General features: G+C 59.1%; 13 protein-coding genes. 6 read left to right on the top strand and 7 right to left on the bottom strand.

The window, feature by feature from the left end; all coding sequences use genetic code 11:
- Positions 1-184: 184 nt before the first annotated feature.
- From KUV51_RS18835 to KUV51_RS18850, 4 genes are all read right to left on the bottom strand, one after another.
- Positions 185-1,396, bottom strand: a complete 1,212-nt coding sequence (locus tag KUV51_RS18835) for an HlyD family efflux transporter periplasmic adaptor subunit (RefSeq protein ID WP_222522988.1) — start codon at positions 1,394-1,396, stop codon at positions 185-187.
- Positions 1,397-1,429: 33 nt separating this feature from the next.
- On the bottom strand, positions 1,430-2,500 hold the full coding sequence (locus KUV51_RS18840) for a hypothetical protein (protein ID WP_222522989.1): 1,071 nt from the start codon (positions 2,498-2,500) through the stop codon (positions 1,430-1,432).
- 399 nt (positions 2,501-2,899) lie between these two features.
- Complete coding sequence (locus tag KUV51_RS18845; RefSeq protein WP_222522990.1) at positions 2,900-4,072, bottom strand: glycerate kinase; 1,173 nt, start codon at positions 4,070-4,072, stop codon at positions 2,900-2,902.
- 54 nt (positions 4,073-4,126) lie between these two features.
- Positions 4,127-5,860 carry an SLC13 family permease gene (locus KUV51_RS18850; RefSeq protein WP_222522991.1) on the bottom strand — a complete coding sequence of 578 codons (1,734 nt, stop codon included), beginning with the start codon at positions 5,858-5,860 and terminating at the stop codon, positions 4,127-4,129.
- A 398-nt stretch (positions 5,861-6,258) separates the two neighbouring features.
- On the opposite strand from KUV51_RS18850, the gene KUV51_RS18855 reads away from it, so the two are divergent.
- The 6 genes from KUV51_RS18855 to KUV51_RS18880 all read left to right on the top strand — a co-directional run bounded on the left by KUV51_RS18855 (position 6,259) and on the right by KUV51_RS18880 (position 12,878).
- Positions 6,259-6,648, top strand: a complete 390-nt coding sequence (locus KUV51_RS18855; protein WP_261385946.1) for a hypothetical protein — start codon at positions 6,259-6,261, stop codon at positions 6,646-6,648.
- A 147-nt stretch (positions 6,649-6,795) separates the two neighbouring features.
- On the top strand, positions 6,796-7,860 hold the full coding sequence (locus tag KUV51_RS18860) for a hypothetical protein (protein ID WP_222522993.1): 1,065 nt from the start codon (positions 6,796-6,798) through the stop codon (positions 7,858-7,860).
- Positions 7,857-9,383 (top strand): ABC transporter transmembrane domain-containing protein, encoded by a 1,527-nt coding sequence (locus tag KUV51_RS18865; RefSeq protein ID WP_222522994.1) that lies wholly within the window; start codon positions 7,857-7,859, stop codon positions 9,381-9,383. The genes KUV51_RS18860 and KUV51_RS18865 overlap by 4 nt, the downstream gene beginning before the upstream one ends.
- A gap of 1 nt (position 9,384) precedes the next feature.
- On the top strand, positions 9,385-10,968 hold the full coding sequence (locus tag KUV51_RS18870) for a sensor histidine kinase (protein ID WP_222522995.1): 1,584 nt from the start codon (positions 9,385-9,387) through the stop codon (positions 10,966-10,968).
- 101 nt (positions 10,969-11,069) lie between these two features.
- Positions 11,070-11,741, top strand: a complete 672-nt coding sequence (locus tag KUV51_RS18875) for a response regulator transcription factor (protein ID WP_222522996.1) — start codon at positions 11,070-11,072, stop codon at positions 11,739-11,741.
- 255 nt (positions 11,742-11,996) lie between these two features.
- Entirely contained in the window at positions 11,997-12,878 is an 882-nt protein-coding gene (locus KUV51_RS18880; protein ID WP_222522997.1) for a LysR family transcriptional regulator, read from the top strand.
- A gap of 31 nt (positions 12,879-12,909) precedes the next feature.
- Here the strand turns inward: KUV51_RS18880 and KUV51_RS18885 are convergent, their stop codons facing one another.
- From KUV51_RS18885 to KUV51_RS18895, 3 genes are read right to left on the bottom strand one after another with little or no spacing between them, the layout of a single operon-like run.
- Positions 12,910-14,367, bottom strand: a complete 1,458-nt coding sequence (locus tag KUV51_RS18885; RefSeq protein ID WP_222522998.1) for a pyridoxal phosphate-dependent decarboxylase family protein — start codon at positions 14,365-14,367, stop codon at positions 12,910-12,912.
- Positions 14,360-15,298, bottom strand: coding sequence for a DMT family transporter (locus KUV51_RS18890; protein WP_222522999.1), 939 nt, complete (start codon positions 15,296-15,298; stop codon positions 14,360-14,362). The genes KUV51_RS18885 and KUV51_RS18890 overlap by 8 nt, the downstream gene beginning before the upstream one ends.
- Entirely contained in the window at positions 15,295-16,320 is a 1,026-nt protein-coding gene (locus tag KUV51_RS18895; protein WP_222523000.1) for a quinone oxidoreductase family protein, read from the bottom strand. Before KUV51_RS18895 ends, KUV51_RS18890 begins: the two co-directional genes overlap by 4 nt.
- Between the last annotated feature and the right edge of the window lie 153 nt (positions 16,321-16,473).

Below are 16,473 nucleotides of genomic sequence, written 5' to 3' on the forward strand. Positions count from 1 at the left end.
CGCCTCGGGCTGTGCCGAAACCTGCACTCGGATCGGCAAGGCTTCGCTGATTCGCATGTCATCCAACTGAAAAGTACGCAGAAGATGGCAGTGCTCTGGCTGTTTCGCCCCAACGCCTATGGTTTCGGCAGGTTTGGTGCCGTGTCAGTTGAGCCTTGGGGCAAGATGCCGGTCGCCTGAAACGTTAGAGGTTCAGCCAACTTCCGATCCCGCCCGACATCTGGACGTGTCCGGTGAAGCTGTCGTTCAGGTTCAGCGAGCCTGCGCCGAAGCGCGCGGCAATCTCGTCCGGGGCCGCCAGCAAAACGCGGTACATGCCCGTTTCCGGATCGTGTCTGATATCCGTGACCTGGGTGGGGAGGATCCTGGCGCGTCCGTCCTCGCGAAATGTGATACTGGCCGTTGCCCCAACCGCGATATGGTCAACCTTGGTGTGATCGAGCGCGGCCTCGAGCATCGGGCTTGCACGTTCGGGTATGATGATGGCCAGGGGGCGCCCGCCTGTGACCAGCGCATCCGGTTCGGGCACGAAGCGAACAACCGCGTCGCGCGGAGAGCGCAGCGTGACCGTGCTGTCCTGCGCGAGTTGTCGAACTTCTTCGGTCAACCCTTCGATGCGATCCCGGGTTTGCAGGACCTGCATTCGGATCCCGTGTATTTCGCTGCGAAATTCGAGGCCGTCCTGAAGGCGTGATGCGATCTGCGATGAAAGTGACACCTGCTCGTCGAGGATGCCGGCACGGGCGTCAAGCGCTTCTATTTCGCTTTCCATCATCGACACCTGGGATGTCATGCCGCGGCTCGACAGTTCGCTCGAGATTTCCGAGATGTCCTCGAGCCGCTGTGCAATGGCATCCTCGCGCGATACGCGCTCTGCCTGCTGTTCGAACACCGTGGCAATCTGGGCGCCGAAGTCCTCGTGCAAGGCGCTGACCCCCGTCAGACGTGTTTCCTGTTCCGACAGCGCCTGGCGGGCCAGGTCAATTTGCCGATGCAAGGCGCCAAGCCGGGCCGTGAGTTCGTCCTCGTTGGCGAAGGCGTTTGTCTTGCGTGCTGTGACCAGCTTGTCGCCGGTACTGATCGACTGGCCGAGATCGGACAGTCTTTGTTCCACAATCACGTCTGTCTGCGTCGTCAGGGTGATGGGGGCAGGAAACGTTGTGAGCTTGAAAGTGGCGGGGAGAGAGAGCTGCAGATAGAACACCATCGCCACGGTTGCTGCGGCAACTGCGGCAAGAATGCCGGAGATGTACAAGAAGAAGCGGCGCTTTGTCTGGCGGTGCTGCAGTTCTGTTCGCAGGTCGTTGAGCAGGAAGTTGGTGGATGCGTAGGGGTCGTAGTCCTTGCTGAAGATGCTGCGTGACCGGGACGGCGGGGTTACGTTTGCCTTGTTCATCCGTCGTCGTCCTCTCCTGTCGTCGGGAACCGTTTACTGAATTGTGAGCAGACCGAAGCGCGCCAGGCTGCCGTATGCCTTTTCGAGTTGCACCGTGGTTGCACCGGTCGGGACCGCCAACTCGCCCGCTTGCGCTGCAGCACTTGGCTGACACGCCAGACATGCCGCGAGTTCCGACAACTCGAATTGCCGGTCGGTGGTCTTGCAGAAATACTGGTCGTCGATCTTAAGTATGAAGAGCGGTTTTGCGACGTCGCGACATGCACTTCGCACACCCGGCATGACCTGATCGATGCGCATCGTGACCATCTTCCGGTCTCCGAACAGGATGTCCCGCTGAATGTCATGGTGGCGAGACCACACCGTGTTCATCCATTCGGTCCATGCGGCGGTTCCCAGCGTCTCGGGGCGCAGAAGCAGATCGCGATAGGTGGTGTAGTATTTGGTTGCCAGTTCACCGTTGCGTCGAATGCGTTTCGGAAGCCATTTCGTGTTGCGATATGTATCGCCTCTCAGAATGAGCGCACATTCCAACTCGGACCGGAAAATGCTTTGCAGCAACTCGGTGATGAGGGCGGGTTCTCCGTCTTCCAGCGCGCCGATGTAGTCGAGAAAGAGCGAGAGCGAGGTATCTCTCTGCCCAGCCAGCAAACGCTCCATATAGGTTTGCTTCACCTCGTTCGTGATCAGCTTGTCAAATTGCTCGTTTCCGGACAGGCGCTTTGAATTCATGACACTTTCCAAACTGACGGAGTCCCGTGATCGAACCGACAGATCAATCTGTGCAATTCGCCTCACAAGCCGGGACCATTCTGATTTACGGATCAACAGCGCCTTGATCGTCAGACCGCTGTGCCGATGCCTCTCTCTGATCGCGGGCCTGTCGATCGGATAGCCCACATCGTCCAGAACGACCCATGCGTCCAGATTGGAGGTGGTGTTCGACAACTCGGCGGCGACTGAACCTGTAATGCCACTGATCACAAGGTTTTCGGCAAAGGTCTCGTGCGCCCAGTCTTGCACCATCGTTTCGAGCGATGCGGTGGCGTGCGGGCGCGACGCATCAGGACCACCGGCCGGACCGCAAGGTATGGACGTCGTCAAGACGCGCTTGCCCCGCTGCCCTGTTTGCATTGGTCTGTTGTCATTCGCATCCTCTGCCTACTCGCGAGACATGCGGCCCCGGAGAAAGACCTACTCGTCGCAAGTAAGTGGTTAGGGTGGCAACAGAGCCGGGTGGTCATCGTGTTCAATCGGCAGGTGTATGCCTATCGCATACGTTGTCCGCCTAAATCGACGTTACGGCCCATGCTTCAACCTGTGTCCGCATCTGGACATTCCTGAGAACTGCACCCTCAGGGAGGCGATCCCGAGCGCGGACGAACACTGATACTCTGTATCGTGGTCTGAGCCAAAAAAGGCCTGGTCGGGGACTGCGATCTGCTCTCAAGAGGTCGCCCGTGCACGTCGGCCAATCAGTCCTGGCCGACGTTTGAGCGCGGTTCACGCGGCTTGCTGTCTTTCGGACAATCTTAGACCGACGCGCATCATCCTCATGGCATCCTCTGCGGCGCGACGCAGCAGACGGTCACCATCTCGGATTGCTTCTTCCAACGTACAGGGCCGTTTCAGGATCGAGGCAAACGCGGAGACGCCATGGTCAAAGGTCTGGTGGACACCCTTGCCGATGGTGCCTGCCAGCGCGATGGTCGGAATGCCGCGTTCTTCGGCGCGACGGGCCACTTCGCAAGGCACCTTGCCATAGGGGCTTTGGCCATCAAGGCTCCCCTCGGCAGTGACAACCAGATCGGCCTCGGCCAGCAGTCGATCAAAGTCGAGATACTGCATGATGATGTCGAAGCGCGGGTGCAGGGTTGCCCCGGCGAATGTCAGAAGCCCGGCGCCCAGACCACCGGAGGCACCGGCCCCTTGTTCCTGGCCGACGTCGATGCCTGTTTCGGCGCGTATGACAGTCGCCCAGCGTTGCAGCGCCGCATCAAGGTAGTCGACCTGTGTCGGCGTCGCCCCTTTCTGCGGGCCGAAGACGCGGGCCACGCCCTTGGGGCCAAGCAGCATGTTGTGCCAGTTCACTGCGGCGTCGATCTGAACGGTCTTCAGTCGAGGATCGAGACCGGACAGGTCAATCCGGTGCAGCCACATCAGTTCGGCGCCGCCGCGCCCGATCTCGGCCCCCTGTTCGTCCAGAAGCCGGGCGCCGAGCGCCTGCGCAAGACCTGCGCCACCATCATTGATGCCGCTGTCACCGCAGCCGATCAGGATCTTTTCGACGCCTTCATTCAGAGCATGACGGATCAACTCTCCGACACCGTAGGAGGTGGTCAGCATCGGGTTGCGCTGGTCGCGCGGCACCAGGGACAGACCGGCGGCCGCCGCCATCTCGATCACGGCGGTGCGCGGGCCGTAGCCGCCCAGAATCCCAAAGAAGCTGTCGACAGGTTCCCCGACGGGGCCGGTCACCTGCACGGGCACAAGCGTGCCATTCGTGGCGCGGACAAGTCCTTCGGTCGTGCCCTCGCCGCCATCGACCATGGCTGCTTGCAGAATGCGGGCATCTGGCATGGCGCGCAGGATGCCGGTGGAGATGGATTGGGTCACGTCGGTGACAGACAGGCTTTCCTTGAAGCCGGAGGGTGCGACGAGAACGGTCATGGTCATTTTCTTGTTCCTTTTTTCAGAGTTGGCAGTTGGGGGGAGGAGAACTGCACCGGATCACCGGAACAGACGGGATAGATCGCGCTGGAGTTGGCTGCGCGCGATGCGCAGGTCTGTCCTGACGCGAGCAAGGTTGGGACGTGATTGGCTGATGCCGGCAGGTTGCGCGCTGGCCACGGCAGATCGGCGCGAAGCAGCTCGTGTCTCAGGGAATGAGGAGGAGCTTTCCGGGCGTGCCTGTGGGCGCAGGCTCACTGCGATGCCTGATGCGACGACAGTAGCTGCTGTATCGTTGCGCTCGGCAATCTGTTGTGGGGCCTGGCGTGCGCTGCCGTGCGAAGCCGCTTGCGCAGGGTCGAGCATCGCCACCTGGTGAGGCCAGATCCACACTGCAAACGCGACAAGCAATGCGACCTTTACCGGGGCGAGCGGCACAGCCAGTCGAAACAGGTCCTTTTGGGTAAAGCCGGCTTCTTCCTGAGCTCCGAAGATGGCAACCGGTTTCGCGCTGACCATCATGGTCTGGCAAAATCCTGTGCCCATAACCGCGATCAGGATGGCGAGCGTTGCATCATGACCGAGGCCGGCCACGGGCAGGGCGAGCGCCGGGATCAGGATACCCGCCCGCGCCGAGCGAGAGGTAATGGCCAGGTGTGACGCGACAGCGACCACTGACAGAAACACGATCACGGCAAGGCCGTTCGACGCCAGTTCGGCCGGCAGCATGGCCAGCGCAGCGTTGGCGAGCCAGCGGTCCAAGCCTGTATCGATGACGGCGACGGCCAGCATCAAGGTTGCTGCCATGTAAAGCACCAGTTCCACATCAACGGCGCGAAAGATGTCCTTGGGTTTGCGCGTGCAGAACGGCGGAAACAGTAGCAAAACTGCACCACTCAGGGCCACAATCGGTTCATTTAGGCCGTGCAGCGGTTTCGTGATCCAAAGCGCAATCAGTCCCACAAGAACAAGCAGAATGCGGCGCTGAACAGCGGTCAGACGGCTGCCTTGAACCGATGGCGACAGGCGGGCGTTGCGCAGCTCTCTGGGCACAAACAGAGCAAAGATCAGCAACGTCGCCAGAAACACGGATACAAAGGCCAGCGGTGCGCCGATCATCAGCCAGTCGAGATAGCTGATCCGGGGGCCGCCGGTGGCTGCGATCGCTTCGACCGCCACCACATGCGCACCGGCCCCGATCAACGAACCACCTGCCGACAGGAGAATTGCGGTTGGAAAAAGCAGGGCGAGAGGCTTGGCCAGTCTGGGATCCGGCAACATGCTCAGCAACCCAAGGAAGACGGGCAACAGCAATGCGGCCCGACCCGATGTGCTGGGCAGCAGGAAGGCGGTCGCCGAGACGGCCGCACCTGTCATGAAGAGAAAGGGCAGGACGCGCGGGCCGCCTTTGGTCAGTGGGGCGACGAGACGTTCGGCCAGCCCGGCATCCTTGATTACGGCCGCGATCACGAAGGCAGCCAGCAACAGCCAGACAATCGGCTCGCCCAACGTATCCGTCAGCGCGCTCTGGGGTTGTGCCCGCAAGAACACCAGCGCAAGCGCGGCAAGAAGTGCCACGAGACTGTCAGGCAGGCGCGTCGCCACCCAACCGGTCACGGCAAACAGGGTGACGATGAAAACGATCTTGGCATCCGCTTCAAGCGTGGTGGCTTGCGTCCAGATGATCAGCGCCAGACCCGCTGCGCAGGCCATTGGCAGACCCGCAGACACGACACCCGATGGCAAGATCCAGCGCGGTGTATCTTTGTGCGCGTGCTGTGCGGTCCTGTTCATCGGAAGCTCCCATTGCCGTTTGGCGTTGCCGTGTTTCGATGAGCAGGGGTGTAGCAGCCGGACTTGACCCTTTGTTTTCATGGCGATGAACGCGGGCGGTGCGGAATTGTGAACGTTTTATGACAGTGGCCCGGACGTCGTCGTTGTCGGTGGTCGGCCCGAGGGCAAAATCCGCTTTCGATCAGCGGAGCAGTTGCGCTGATCGTGCGTTCATCCGACGTTCATCTTTCGGGATGGGCTGCATTCATCTGGCGCCTGTACGCCAGTTTGCCTGACTGTACAGCCTCCAGCGCGCGAGCGCGGCCTCCAGCCTGAAATCGAAGCGGTACGACATCATGAATGCAAGGAACACAGTGGCAGATGCGCCGCCTCTCACCATGCGCCATGTTATCAGGCGGATGGTGCGTTACGTCATATTGTCAGTGTTTTTCCTCAGTCTGGCGGCAGCGGCCGTTGCCCAATCCGCAAGTTTCAGGGCCGTGGACACAAATTCTGACGGCGTGCTGAGTTTCAACGAGCTTGTCGCGACGTTCGGGCGCGATGGGGCTTTGCGGTTGATGGGATCAACCGACCACAATGGTGACAACATGATCACGATTGCCGAGTTGCGCCGCGGGCCGGATGAAGACCGGGATGACGGTGCCCGCCGAGACACAAGTGACGAAACAGACGATGACGATGATCGGGACGATGATGATCGTGATGACGATGACGGTGATGAGGGTGGCGACGATGGCGGCGGAGACAGCGATGGTGGTGGTGATGATGGGGATGGCGATGATGACTAGGGCTGTTGCGCCATGTGTTCTTACGGTCCGCGCATTCATCCATCGTTCATGCATTCACGCCGCGGTGGTTCATCTGCCTGCCGGATTTCGATCACGCTGGTCGTGCAAAAGGGGGTCATCCAAACGCTGAAATACGGAGTACAGCAGATGACTGAGATGACCCAAATGACCACCGCCCTGTGTGATATTGCGAAATGGGCCTTTACCACGCGCCGTGTGGATCGGAACGATGTGCGTGGGTTGTCGCCCCATCTGCAATCGGCCAAGGCAGGTGATCTGATCCTGTGCGAAATCATGAAAGTAGGCCATCACAAGAAAATCCAGCTTGCCGAGCGCCGCGTGTCCGCCAGCTATCCTGGTGACCTGGTGGTGCTTTGCCTCGGGGATCGCTATGCGCCCGACCAGTTCCTGGCCAGCGCAGTGATCGAGGGGGATGTGATCGACCTCGTTGCAGGTGGCGGTGTCGCCGGTCGCGTCGATGCGGCCCATGCGTCTACGGGCAAACCGACCCAGCTCAAGCCTCTCGGATTGTTGATCGGCCCACGCGGTCGGGTGCTGAACGTGGAAGATTACGCTCTGCCGAAAATGCCCGCAAATGAGAATGTCACGGTGATCGGCGTGTTCGGTGCCTCGATGAACTCCGGCAAGACCACGGCGGCCTCCAGCCTTGCGCATGGGCTTTTGCGATCCGGCTATTCCGCCGCAGGCGTCAAAGCCACGGGCACCGGCGCATTCGGTGACTTCAACAGCTTTGAGGACGGGGGCGTGCCAGCGCTTGATTTCACCGATGTCGGCATGGCCACGACCTTCCGCATGCCGCTCGACCGGATCGAGGCCGGTTTCGACACTCTTGTTGCCACCGCCGCGTCCCGAGGGGCGGAAGTGGTCGTGGTGGAGATTGCCGACGGCGTCTTCCAGCAGGAAACCCGCGCGATCCTGAGGTCGTCCCGGATCCGTGACAGGATGGATGGCATTCTGTTTGCGGCCCCTGATGCACTCAGCGCTGCGGGGGGTGTAACAGTGTTGGAAAGGATGAACCTCACGCCGTTCGCGATATCAGGCATGGTCAGCTGCTCCCCGCTGGCGACGGCGGAAGCGGCCGAGGTGACCGGCTTGCCGATCCTGTCGCGAGAGGACCTTTGGTCGCCGAAATCCATTGATCTCCATGTTGCGCCCCTGATGCGCCATGGGCCGACAGACGTGGCCGCATGAGACCCCTCCCATCTCTGGCCACAAGGGACCGCGTCACTGACGCGGTCCTCGTCGTGTCCTGCGGTATTGCGCAGGCTGCCGCCCTTGCGGTTGCAGCCTTTGCGACCCGCGACGCCTTTGCCGCGTTGCACGCAGGCCATGTCCTGCAAGTGGTGACGATTGTTGAGCTAACGCTGTCGGCGGTCGTTGCGGCATTGTGCCAATTGCAATCACGCTGCCGGGGTGAGGCGCTTGGCCAAAGCTATGCAATTGCATTGCGTCGTGCGCTGTATGCCCAGATTGCCCGTCTTCCGAAGGCCCGCCATGACGCGCGGCGTGTCGGAGCGCTTTCGCTCAGGTTCGTGGGTGACCTGTCCGCTGCGCGGATGTGGTTCGGGCGTGGGTTGCCGGATGTGTTGACGGCTGCCGTGGTTCTTCCTGGTGCGGTTTTCATCCTCTTCTCACTCGACCCGATCCTTGCGGGTTTCGGGTTGATGCCGCTTGGATTGGCGCTTGGCGTTATGGCAGGGACGGCCTGGCATCTTGAACGTCGCCACCGCCAGCTTCGTCGTCGCCGTGCCAACATTGCCATTTCGATGATCGAACGCATTGCCATTGCACCCGAACTTGACCTCATGGGCCGTACCGAGAAGGAATTGCGCGGCCTTGATGAACAAGGCGCTGCGCTCAAGGTGGATGCGGTGGCGCGCCGCGGCCGGACGGTTGGCCTTCAGAGCATTCTGCAGATGGGTGTCGGCCTGTCCGGTCTTGCCATTCTTTGGCTTGCAAGCCGAAGCGGCATCGCTCCTGCCGTCGTGGCTGCCAGCCTGTCCGTTCTGGCGCTGGTTGCCTTGCCCCTGCGGGATCTCGGTGTTGCCTGGGATCACTATTGCGCCTGGCGCGTGGCGCGGGAAAAGGCGCGCAATCTGCTTGCGGAGCCAACGGTGCGCCGACAATCCGCGCAGCATAGTGTTCCGATTGGTGTGCGGCTGATCGGCCGGATCGAAGACAATCCGGTTGATTTCTCGACTGTCGGTGGGACCATCGCCAGATTGGAACATGAGAATGCCGCACAGCTTGCGCGCATCGTTGCGGGCCTTGACCATGTCGAGGGCGTCGACCTGCAGTTTGATGGACAAATCCAGACACCGCGGGTCAGCTTTATCGGGGACGATCATGTCGGGTTGCAGGGCAGCTTGCGACGGTCTGCGACGCTTAGCGCGGTCAAGCGCCCCAAAGGCGCAACCATTAGAAAAACGCTCAGGGCTTTCGGGCTCGGAGCGCTCCTGGCATCACCGCGAGGTCTGGACCAACGCATTGCCGAGAATGGGCGGGGGCTGACTGCGGCGCAAACGCTGCGGCTGGATCTTGCGCGCGCGGCGCTCGGCAAAGCCGATATTGTCGTAATATCGTCCTTGCGCTGGCAGGCAGACGCCGATCAGGACGCATTGCTCACCACGCTCAGGCGGTTCGTGCCGGCAACTGTCATACTGGCGCAATCATCGCTTCCTTGCGGCGCTGCTGAAAAACAGAAGGTCATCTGAAATGCGTTCCACCACCCTGTTCGGTATCTATGCGGCTGTCATTATCGCACTGCTTGGCGGGTTGGGGGGCATCACCCTTTTCAGTCTTGAAAAAACCAGATGGTGGGATGCACGCACGCAGCTTGCCCAGGCCTCCTATGGGCTGCACCTGAAGCTCGAGGCGAACATTTATCGGCTGTTCAAGCAACATGGCGATGCACTGTTGATCGGTGATCGTGACGGAGGCGAGGAAGAGGACAGCTTGCGCGACGCCATTGCGCAGAACCTTGTCGACATCCGCAAGATCATCGCCAGCGAAATCCAGATGGCTGGAGATGAGGAGATCGAGGAACTTGAGCTTCTTGAGTCGATTGAGGCGGACATCCGATCAGTCAATGCGGCCATGGCGACCCTGACAGCTTCGGGTGACCCGATCGATTCCTTCATCCAGATAGAGCGTCTCGCCGCGCTTTTGGATGGTGACATTGATGTCGAGCTGGACCGAAAGATCAACGCCGCCCTCGAAGAGGAACTCGAAGAGGTCGAAGAGGTGCTGGCCGAGGCGACCGCCTTCCGCGCCAGAAACGAAACATTGGTCTATATCCTCCTGATTGCGGCAGGCGCTGTGCTGATTGTCGGGCTCTTGTCCTTCGATGGTCAGATCCGGCAACCCATCATCCGACTTCAGAACGGGCTGGATCGGTTGCGCAGTGCAGACTATTCCGCACCGGTCAACCTTGGAGGCAGCAAGGAGTTCCGCGATCTGGGTCTTGTCCTGAACGGAATGACCGAGGGCCTTGCTGCGCGCGAAGTCAGTCGTGCCGAACAGCGCAAGCATCTGGAAACGACGGTGGCCACGCGCACGGAAGAGCTTCAGAAGCTGATCGACAAGCTCGAGGCCGGGGAAGAACAGCGCAAGCGGCTGATGGCCGATATCAGTCATGAATTGCGCACGCCGCTCGCGATTATCCTGGGCGAGGCGGATGTGACCCTGCGCACGACCACCAGCCTGAGCGCGGGTGTTTCCGACGCGCTTGCGCGGATCCGGGACAGTGCGAAACACACCAACCAGATCGTGGACGACATGTTGACCGTGGCCCGTTTCGAAGCCGGGCAACTGCGTTTGGATCGCAAGGAGACCGATCTGCGCAAGATCGTTCATGACGCGGTTGCCATGTTCCCCGGATCGGTCGCGGTGGTCAGCCCCGATACGCGGGTCATGGCGCCGGTTGATGAGGTGCGTTTGCGCCAGTCTGTTTTGGCACTGCTACAGAACGCTCGACGCTATGGGGGATCGACGATTTCAGTCATGGTCGAGACGAACCCGTCTGACCATGTCGTCAGCGTCGAGGATGACGGACCCGGCCTGAGCGCCGCAGAAAAGTCGCAGGCCTTCGACCGTTTCTTTCGCGGGTCCAACGCATCCGGTCAGGGGATCGAAGGCAGCGGACTTGGTCTGCCGGTCGTGAAATCGATCATCGAGGCACATGGAGGCACGGTCACGCTCCATACCGCGGAGAGCGGCGGATTGCGGGTCGTCATCTCGCTACCGAAGCATCCTGCGCAGAAGGCTGTTCCTAGCGAGACTTCGCTCAAATCCGCCTAAACTCCAGTTATATGCCGTAAGAACCAACTCTTAGCCGATACTCGGTGCTGCGAGACGGCTTTAAGGACTTGGCTGAATTTCGTTTGCGAAGGGAGCCATTCATGAACATCCTGTTGGTTGAAGACGAATTGAGGGTCGCCGATTTCATCCGGCGCGGACTGGGTGCAGAAGGGTGGTCGGTAGATCACGCCGCCGATGGGGAAGACGCGCTCGAACACGCGGCCTCGAACGTCTACGATGTGATCCTGCTGGACCTGATGCTTCCGGGCATCCAGGGGCAGGACGTGTGCCGCAAACTCCGTGCCCGCAAGTCAAGCACACCAATCCTTATGCTGACGGCGCTCGACAGCCCCGAGGAAAAGGTGGAGGGCCTCAGAATGGGGGCTGACGATTACCTGCCCAAACCATTTGACTTTGATGAACTCATCGCCCGTGTCGAGGCACTGCACCGCCGTGCCACCGGGTATACCGCTGATGCCAGTGAAACGGTCATCACCAGCGGGGCAGTCACTTTCAATCGCGCCTCACTGCAGGTCATGGTCGATGGAACCGAGGTTGAGCTTTCAAAGAAGGAACGGGATCTCTTGCTGCTTCTGTTGACCAGCAAGGGGCGGGTTCTGTCCCGCGAACGTATTCTCAATACCGTGTGGGGTCTGAACGAAGACCCGCTGACCAACGTTGTGGACGTTTATGTTGGACGTTTGCGCCGGAAAATCGGTGCGGAGGGCAAGCGCATTGTTACCTTGCGCAATGTTGGCTACCGAATGAATTGACAGCATGAGGCGCAAACCTGCTTGACGATGCGCGTTCGTTTGTCGCCGCGGATCGCATCGGCGTATTACCGCGCGAATGAACTCCAATCGATTGTTTAGTTGTATTTGTGTCTACCCGATAGACTTTCCCTACTCTAAGAATTGAAACTTGCAGTACCATTGGTCCTGAGCCGAAAAGACATTCAAACAGGACGGTAAATCGGTGACATCGAGACATTAAATAAAAGTTACATCAGGTGACCGGGAGTTGATGGAATGAATTGGGATGATCTTTCCTCTTTTATTTTGGTATCGAAGACCAAGAATATCACCGAAGCGGCGCGCATGATGCAGGTTTCCGCCGCGACGGTTGCGAGGAAGATCGCTTCACTCGAAGAAGCGATGGGTGTCGGTCTTTTTGAGAAGACGACCACCGGATACTATCTGACGGAGGCCGGAGAAAAGCTGACCCCGCTTGCCCTGGAAGTCGAAAGCAAGATCGCCTTGATGAGAAGGCAACTGTCTGCCCCCGAAGACTTCATGGCTGGCCGTGTGAGTATTGATTGTCCGGAATTGATGGGCGCTCATCTGATATTGCCTGCATTGGCAAGTTTTCATGAGGAGTACGGTGACATCTCCATCGACTTTTCCAACACCGTAAAGTCATCGATGCTGTCACAAAGCCAAAGCGATATCCTGATACGTCTTCACAAACCGGATCAGGGCAACTTTACCATGCGGAAGATCGGGGACTTGTCCCAGGCGTTGTACTGCTCGGAAAGCTATGAGCAGAAGTACGGCGTTCCAGCCTCCCCTGAAGAACTTCGCACACACAGATTGATCGGGTTTTCGAGTGAGCTTGGGTATCTGCCGCTTGCCCAGTGGCTTTCCAGTTTCAATCAGACCCTAACCCCCTGGATTAGAGCGCAAAACCTTGGTGCGCAGCTTCAGGCGACATTGAACGGCCTGGGTATCTGTGTCCTCCCCAGGTTCGCGGCGCGGACATATGGTCTCAAACAGGTTCTGTCTCACCTGCCGCCCCATATGTCGGAGATATGGTTGCTTCGAAGTCAGTCCACGCGCGACTTGGTGCGCGTTGATGTCGTGGCCGACTTCTTGAAGTCGACCATCGAGGCAAACAAGGAGCTACTGCTTTAGGTGGCAGGCGGCGCGTTGCAAATGCTGGTTGTCAAAGCAGTGACTTCTGCTGTTCGATCTCAAGGGCGTCTCCGACCTGACGGATGCGATCACACAGGTCATTGAGGTACAGTTCACTGATATCCGAATGTGCCAGGATCATTCGAATACCGGTCCGCCCCGAGAAGGATGCGTAGTCAATAAAGGCTTCGCCCGTTTCAGCCAGCCTTTCACATATGGCTACATTGAGCTTCGAAACATCTGGTTCTGCGATGGAATTGTGTTGAGGTCGGTACTGAAACAAAACATTCAGATAAGGCGCGGGGGCGATGATATCAAAGTCGGGCTGATCATTCAGATAGGCAAGAAAATGTGCCTTTTGCTCCATCAAGTGATCAACTTTTTGCGCAAAACCGTCGCGACCGACGGCTTTCCACGCTGACCATACCTTAACGCAATCTGCGCGGCGGGCACTTTGAATAGAAAGCTCACCGAGTTCCGGTTCGGGCTGCTCTTGCTTCGCTTCTTTGTGGAAGAGGTAGTTTTCACCGCCTCCAGATGTGGCTGCGTGGAGCCAACCCTTTTGGCGCGTGAGAATGATGCCAGCGGTCAGTGGAACGTTGAGAAGCTTGTGGGCGTCCCAGGTAAATGAATCCGCTTCGTCACATCCCGACAGCAAATCCGCGTGGGATTGCGAGAACAGCACCGGCGCCCCCCAAGCACCGTCCACATGCACCCACAGGCCGAATTCGCGCGCCAAGGCGACCGCTTTGGGAACCGGGTCGAAGGCGCCCAGCACGGTCGTGCCGGCGGTAAGTCCAATGTAGAAAGGGATCTTGCCGTCTTTGATCGCCGCCTCAATTGCATGGCGTAGGGCGTCTGGCATCATTCGACCGTCAGCGTCGCTGCGCACAGCAACGAGGTTTCGCGTGCCTATTCCGATGACGTTTGCGGCACGTGCCATCGAATAATGTGCCTGGTCTGAAACAAAGGCGACAAGCTCTCTTCCGGCGTAGCCGGTTTCCTTCAGATCGGGAAACAGGGCGTGCCGCGCCAGCATCATCGATACGAGGTTGGCCTGACTTGCCCCACTTACCATCAGACCTTCGCCGTTTTCGAAGCCAACAAGTCGAGACAATTGGTTCACCACCTCGGCTTCCATCAGGTTCGATACCGGACCGACCTTGAAGGTATGCATCACCGAATTGGACAGGGTCGCGACCCATTCGCCAAGCACGGCAGGCAGATTGACACCCGAATAGAGCTGCTTGTGAAATCCCAACCGGCCCACATCAGGGTTCAGCCGCAGGAAATCCGACAGCGCGGATTCAAGCTCTTCCGGCGATGCGCCGGTCGGGTCTTCCAAGCTCACGTCTATCTGGCTGCGGAAGCTGTCTTTCGTTCCGGTGTGGCAGACGGGTCGTTCAATTGCCGTGTGGCGGTCTGCAATTCGCACAAGGCTCTCGACAGTTGCGCTGAGGGTTGCCGGTTCTTTGCTGTTATCAAGCATTCTCCTGTTCCTTTAGCTTCTGGCCTGTGAGGACGGTTTTGGCATTTGCGCGCCATCTTTTGATTTTCGGCGCTGGCGTGATCACGCAAAAAACACCGACAACAGTTACAAGACATCCCGCCACAGCGACTGCGCCGAGCTGTTCGTCGAAAAGCAACCAGGCTTGAATGACAGTGGCGGGTGGCACGAGATAGAAGTAGCTTGCGACCTGTGCCATTTCGCCGGAACGCAAAACCACCATCAAAAGCAGAAGCGCGGAAATGGACAGGCCGAAGATGAGCCACGACATCGCAAGTACGAGTTCGACGGTCACGTTGACGTCTTGTGTTTCGGTCGCCGCGGACAACAACCCCACAACACAGATCGCACCCATGTACTGGTAGGTCGCGCCGCCGAGCAACGGCAAATCTGAGCTTGATGATTTTTGCAACACGGAGCCAATGGAGATCCCGAACAGTGCAATAACGCAGGCGATGAGGGCCACGATGTTGCCCGCGGGTCCGGTGAACTTGCCTGTGCCGTAGATGACAAGCGCTGTCCCCAGAAATCCGATCACAACGCCCCACCTTTGCAAAACATCTATCTGCTGGCCGAGCCAGATGCGCGCCAGAAGTATCGTGAGAACGGGCTGAAGGCCGACGATGATCGCAACGACACCTGCCGACATTCCGGATTTGATGGCAAAGAAAACGCCGCCCAGATAGGCTCCGTGAAGCAGGGTGCCCACGGCGATCTGTCCGCGTCTCTCCGTTGAATTGAGGCCTCGTTCGCCAAACAAGCGTGCGAGCAAGGCAAGCAGGATGATTGCGCATCCAAAGCGTATCGTCAGCATGAAGTGAGGCTCAATGTAGGGGAGCCCGTACTTTGCTCCGATGAACCCCGTGCTCCACAGCCACACGAAGATGAAGGGAAAGGCAGCGCTCAGTTTCATAGCGCGCTGGTGTCTGGCATGGGCTTGTGGCTGGGCAAGAGCACGGTGGACCCAATAAGTCGCCGTCCTTCCAGAGCGCGATGCGCCGTTGCAGCATCATGCAGGTCGAACTTGTTAACTTTGCCGGGTGTAATGACCCCTGCCCGAATGGCCGCGAAGACTTCCGAAACAGCTTGCCGAAACTCATCGGTGTCGCTGATGTAGTGCGCGATCGACGGTCGGGTCATGTACACCGATCCTTGTGCGCCAAGCCTCGACGTATCGAAACAGTCCACTTTCCCGGACGCATTTCCAAACAAGACGAGGTGGCCGCGTGGTTTGAGAACGGCAAGGGAGGCATCGAACGTCGCGGCACCAATGCTGTCAAAAACCACATCGACGCCGCGCCCGCCCGTCAGGGCTTTGACGTCCTCGACCAGGGACGGCGATCCGCTGAGCAAGACCTCGGAATGTCCGTGATCCTTGGCGATGGAAACCTTTCTTTCGTCGCCGACCGTCCCGATGACACGCGCACCTTTGTGTTTCAGCCATTGCCCTGCAATGCAGCCTACGCCGCCGGCGGCAGCGTGCCACAATACAGTTTGCCCTGACGTGACAGGTGTGCAGCGGTTGATCAGGTACTCGACAGTGAGCCCCTTGAAGAGAAGGGCTGCCGCCACCTCGTCAGAGATATCATCCGGCAGCGGGATGATCCGATCATGCGCAACAAGCCGATGGCTTGCATATCCGCCCGGATTTCCTCCGACAGCAGCTGCGCGTTGGCCGACGAGTTTCTGCGATACCCTCTCGCCCACCCTGACGATACGTCCCACGCTCTCAACACCGATACCGGATCCCGGAACGATCTGGCCCGGCAGTTGGCCGGAGCGCAGATATACATCGATGTAATTGACGCCCGCCATGCTGGTTTCCAGCAAAACCTGATCAGGGCCGGGCTCTGGGGTGTCCACGGAAACTGAATACAGCGCATCAGGTGGACCAGCCTTGTCAAAGACAACTTTTTCCATGTCGAACCCTTTCATGTTCTCTTTCCATTGATCGTAAGAAACAAAGATCTATGGGGGTACGCCCAAGATTGGTGAACCGTTCTCAGGATTTCGGTGTAGGGGCGGGAGCGTTTGATGACCTTTCCGTGCCCCTTTGCCGTTACGGTTGCTCAGACGTCAGGCGCAGTT

The organism is Tateyamaria omphalii, from assembly GCF_019802125.1.
Classification (GTDB): domain Bacteria; phylum Pseudomonadota; class Alphaproteobacteria; order Rhodobacterales; family Rhodobacteraceae; genus Tateyamaria; species Tateyamaria omphalii_B.

Coding starts and splice junctions, on each gene's coding strand:
- KUV51_RS18835 (WP_222522988.1), bottom strand. CDS start 1,396: ATGAACAAGGCAAACGTAACCCCGCCGTCCCGGTCACGCAGCATCTTC.
- KUV51_RS18845 (WP_222522990.1), bottom strand. CDS start 4,072: ATGACCATGACCGTTCTCGTCGCACCCTCCGGCTTCAAGGAAAGCCTG.
- KUV51_RS18850 (WP_222522991.1), bottom strand. CDS start 5,860: ATGAACAGGACCGCACAGCACGCGCACAAAGATACACCGCGCTGGATC.
- KUV51_RS18855 (WP_261385946.1), top strand. CDS start 6,259: ATGGTGCGTTACGTCATATTGTCAGTGTTTTTCCTCAGTCTGGCGGCA.
- KUV51_RS18860 (WP_222522993.1), top strand. CDS start 6,796: ATGACTGAGATGACCCAAATGACCACCGCCCTGTGTGATATTGCGAAA.
- KUV51_RS18865 (WP_222522994.1), top strand. CDS start 7,857: ATGAGACCCCTCCCATCTCTGGCCACAAGGGACCGCGTCACTGACGCG.
- KUV51_RS18870 (WP_222522995.1), top strand. CDS start 9,385: ATGCGTTCCACCACCCTGTTCGGTATCTATGCGGCTGTCATTATCGCA.
- KUV51_RS18875 (WP_222522996.1), top strand. CDS start 11,070: ATGAACATCCTGTTGGTTGAAGACGAATTGAGGGTCGCCGATTTCATC.
- KUV51_RS18880 (WP_222522997.1), top strand. CDS start 11,997: ATGAATTGGGATGATCTTTCCTCTTTTATTTTGGTATCGAAGACCAAG.
- KUV51_RS18885 (WP_222522998.1), bottom strand. CDS start 14,367: ATGCTTGATAACAGCAAAGAACCGGCAACCCTCAGCGCAACTGTCGAG.
- KUV51_RS18890 (WP_222522999.1), bottom strand. CDS start 15,298: ATGAAACTGAGCGCTGCCTTTCCCTTCATCTTCGTGTGGCTGTGGAGC.
- KUV51_RS18895 (WP_222523000.1), bottom strand. CDS start 16,320: ATGAAAGGGTTCGACATGGAAAAAGTTGTCTTTGACAAGGCTGGTCCA.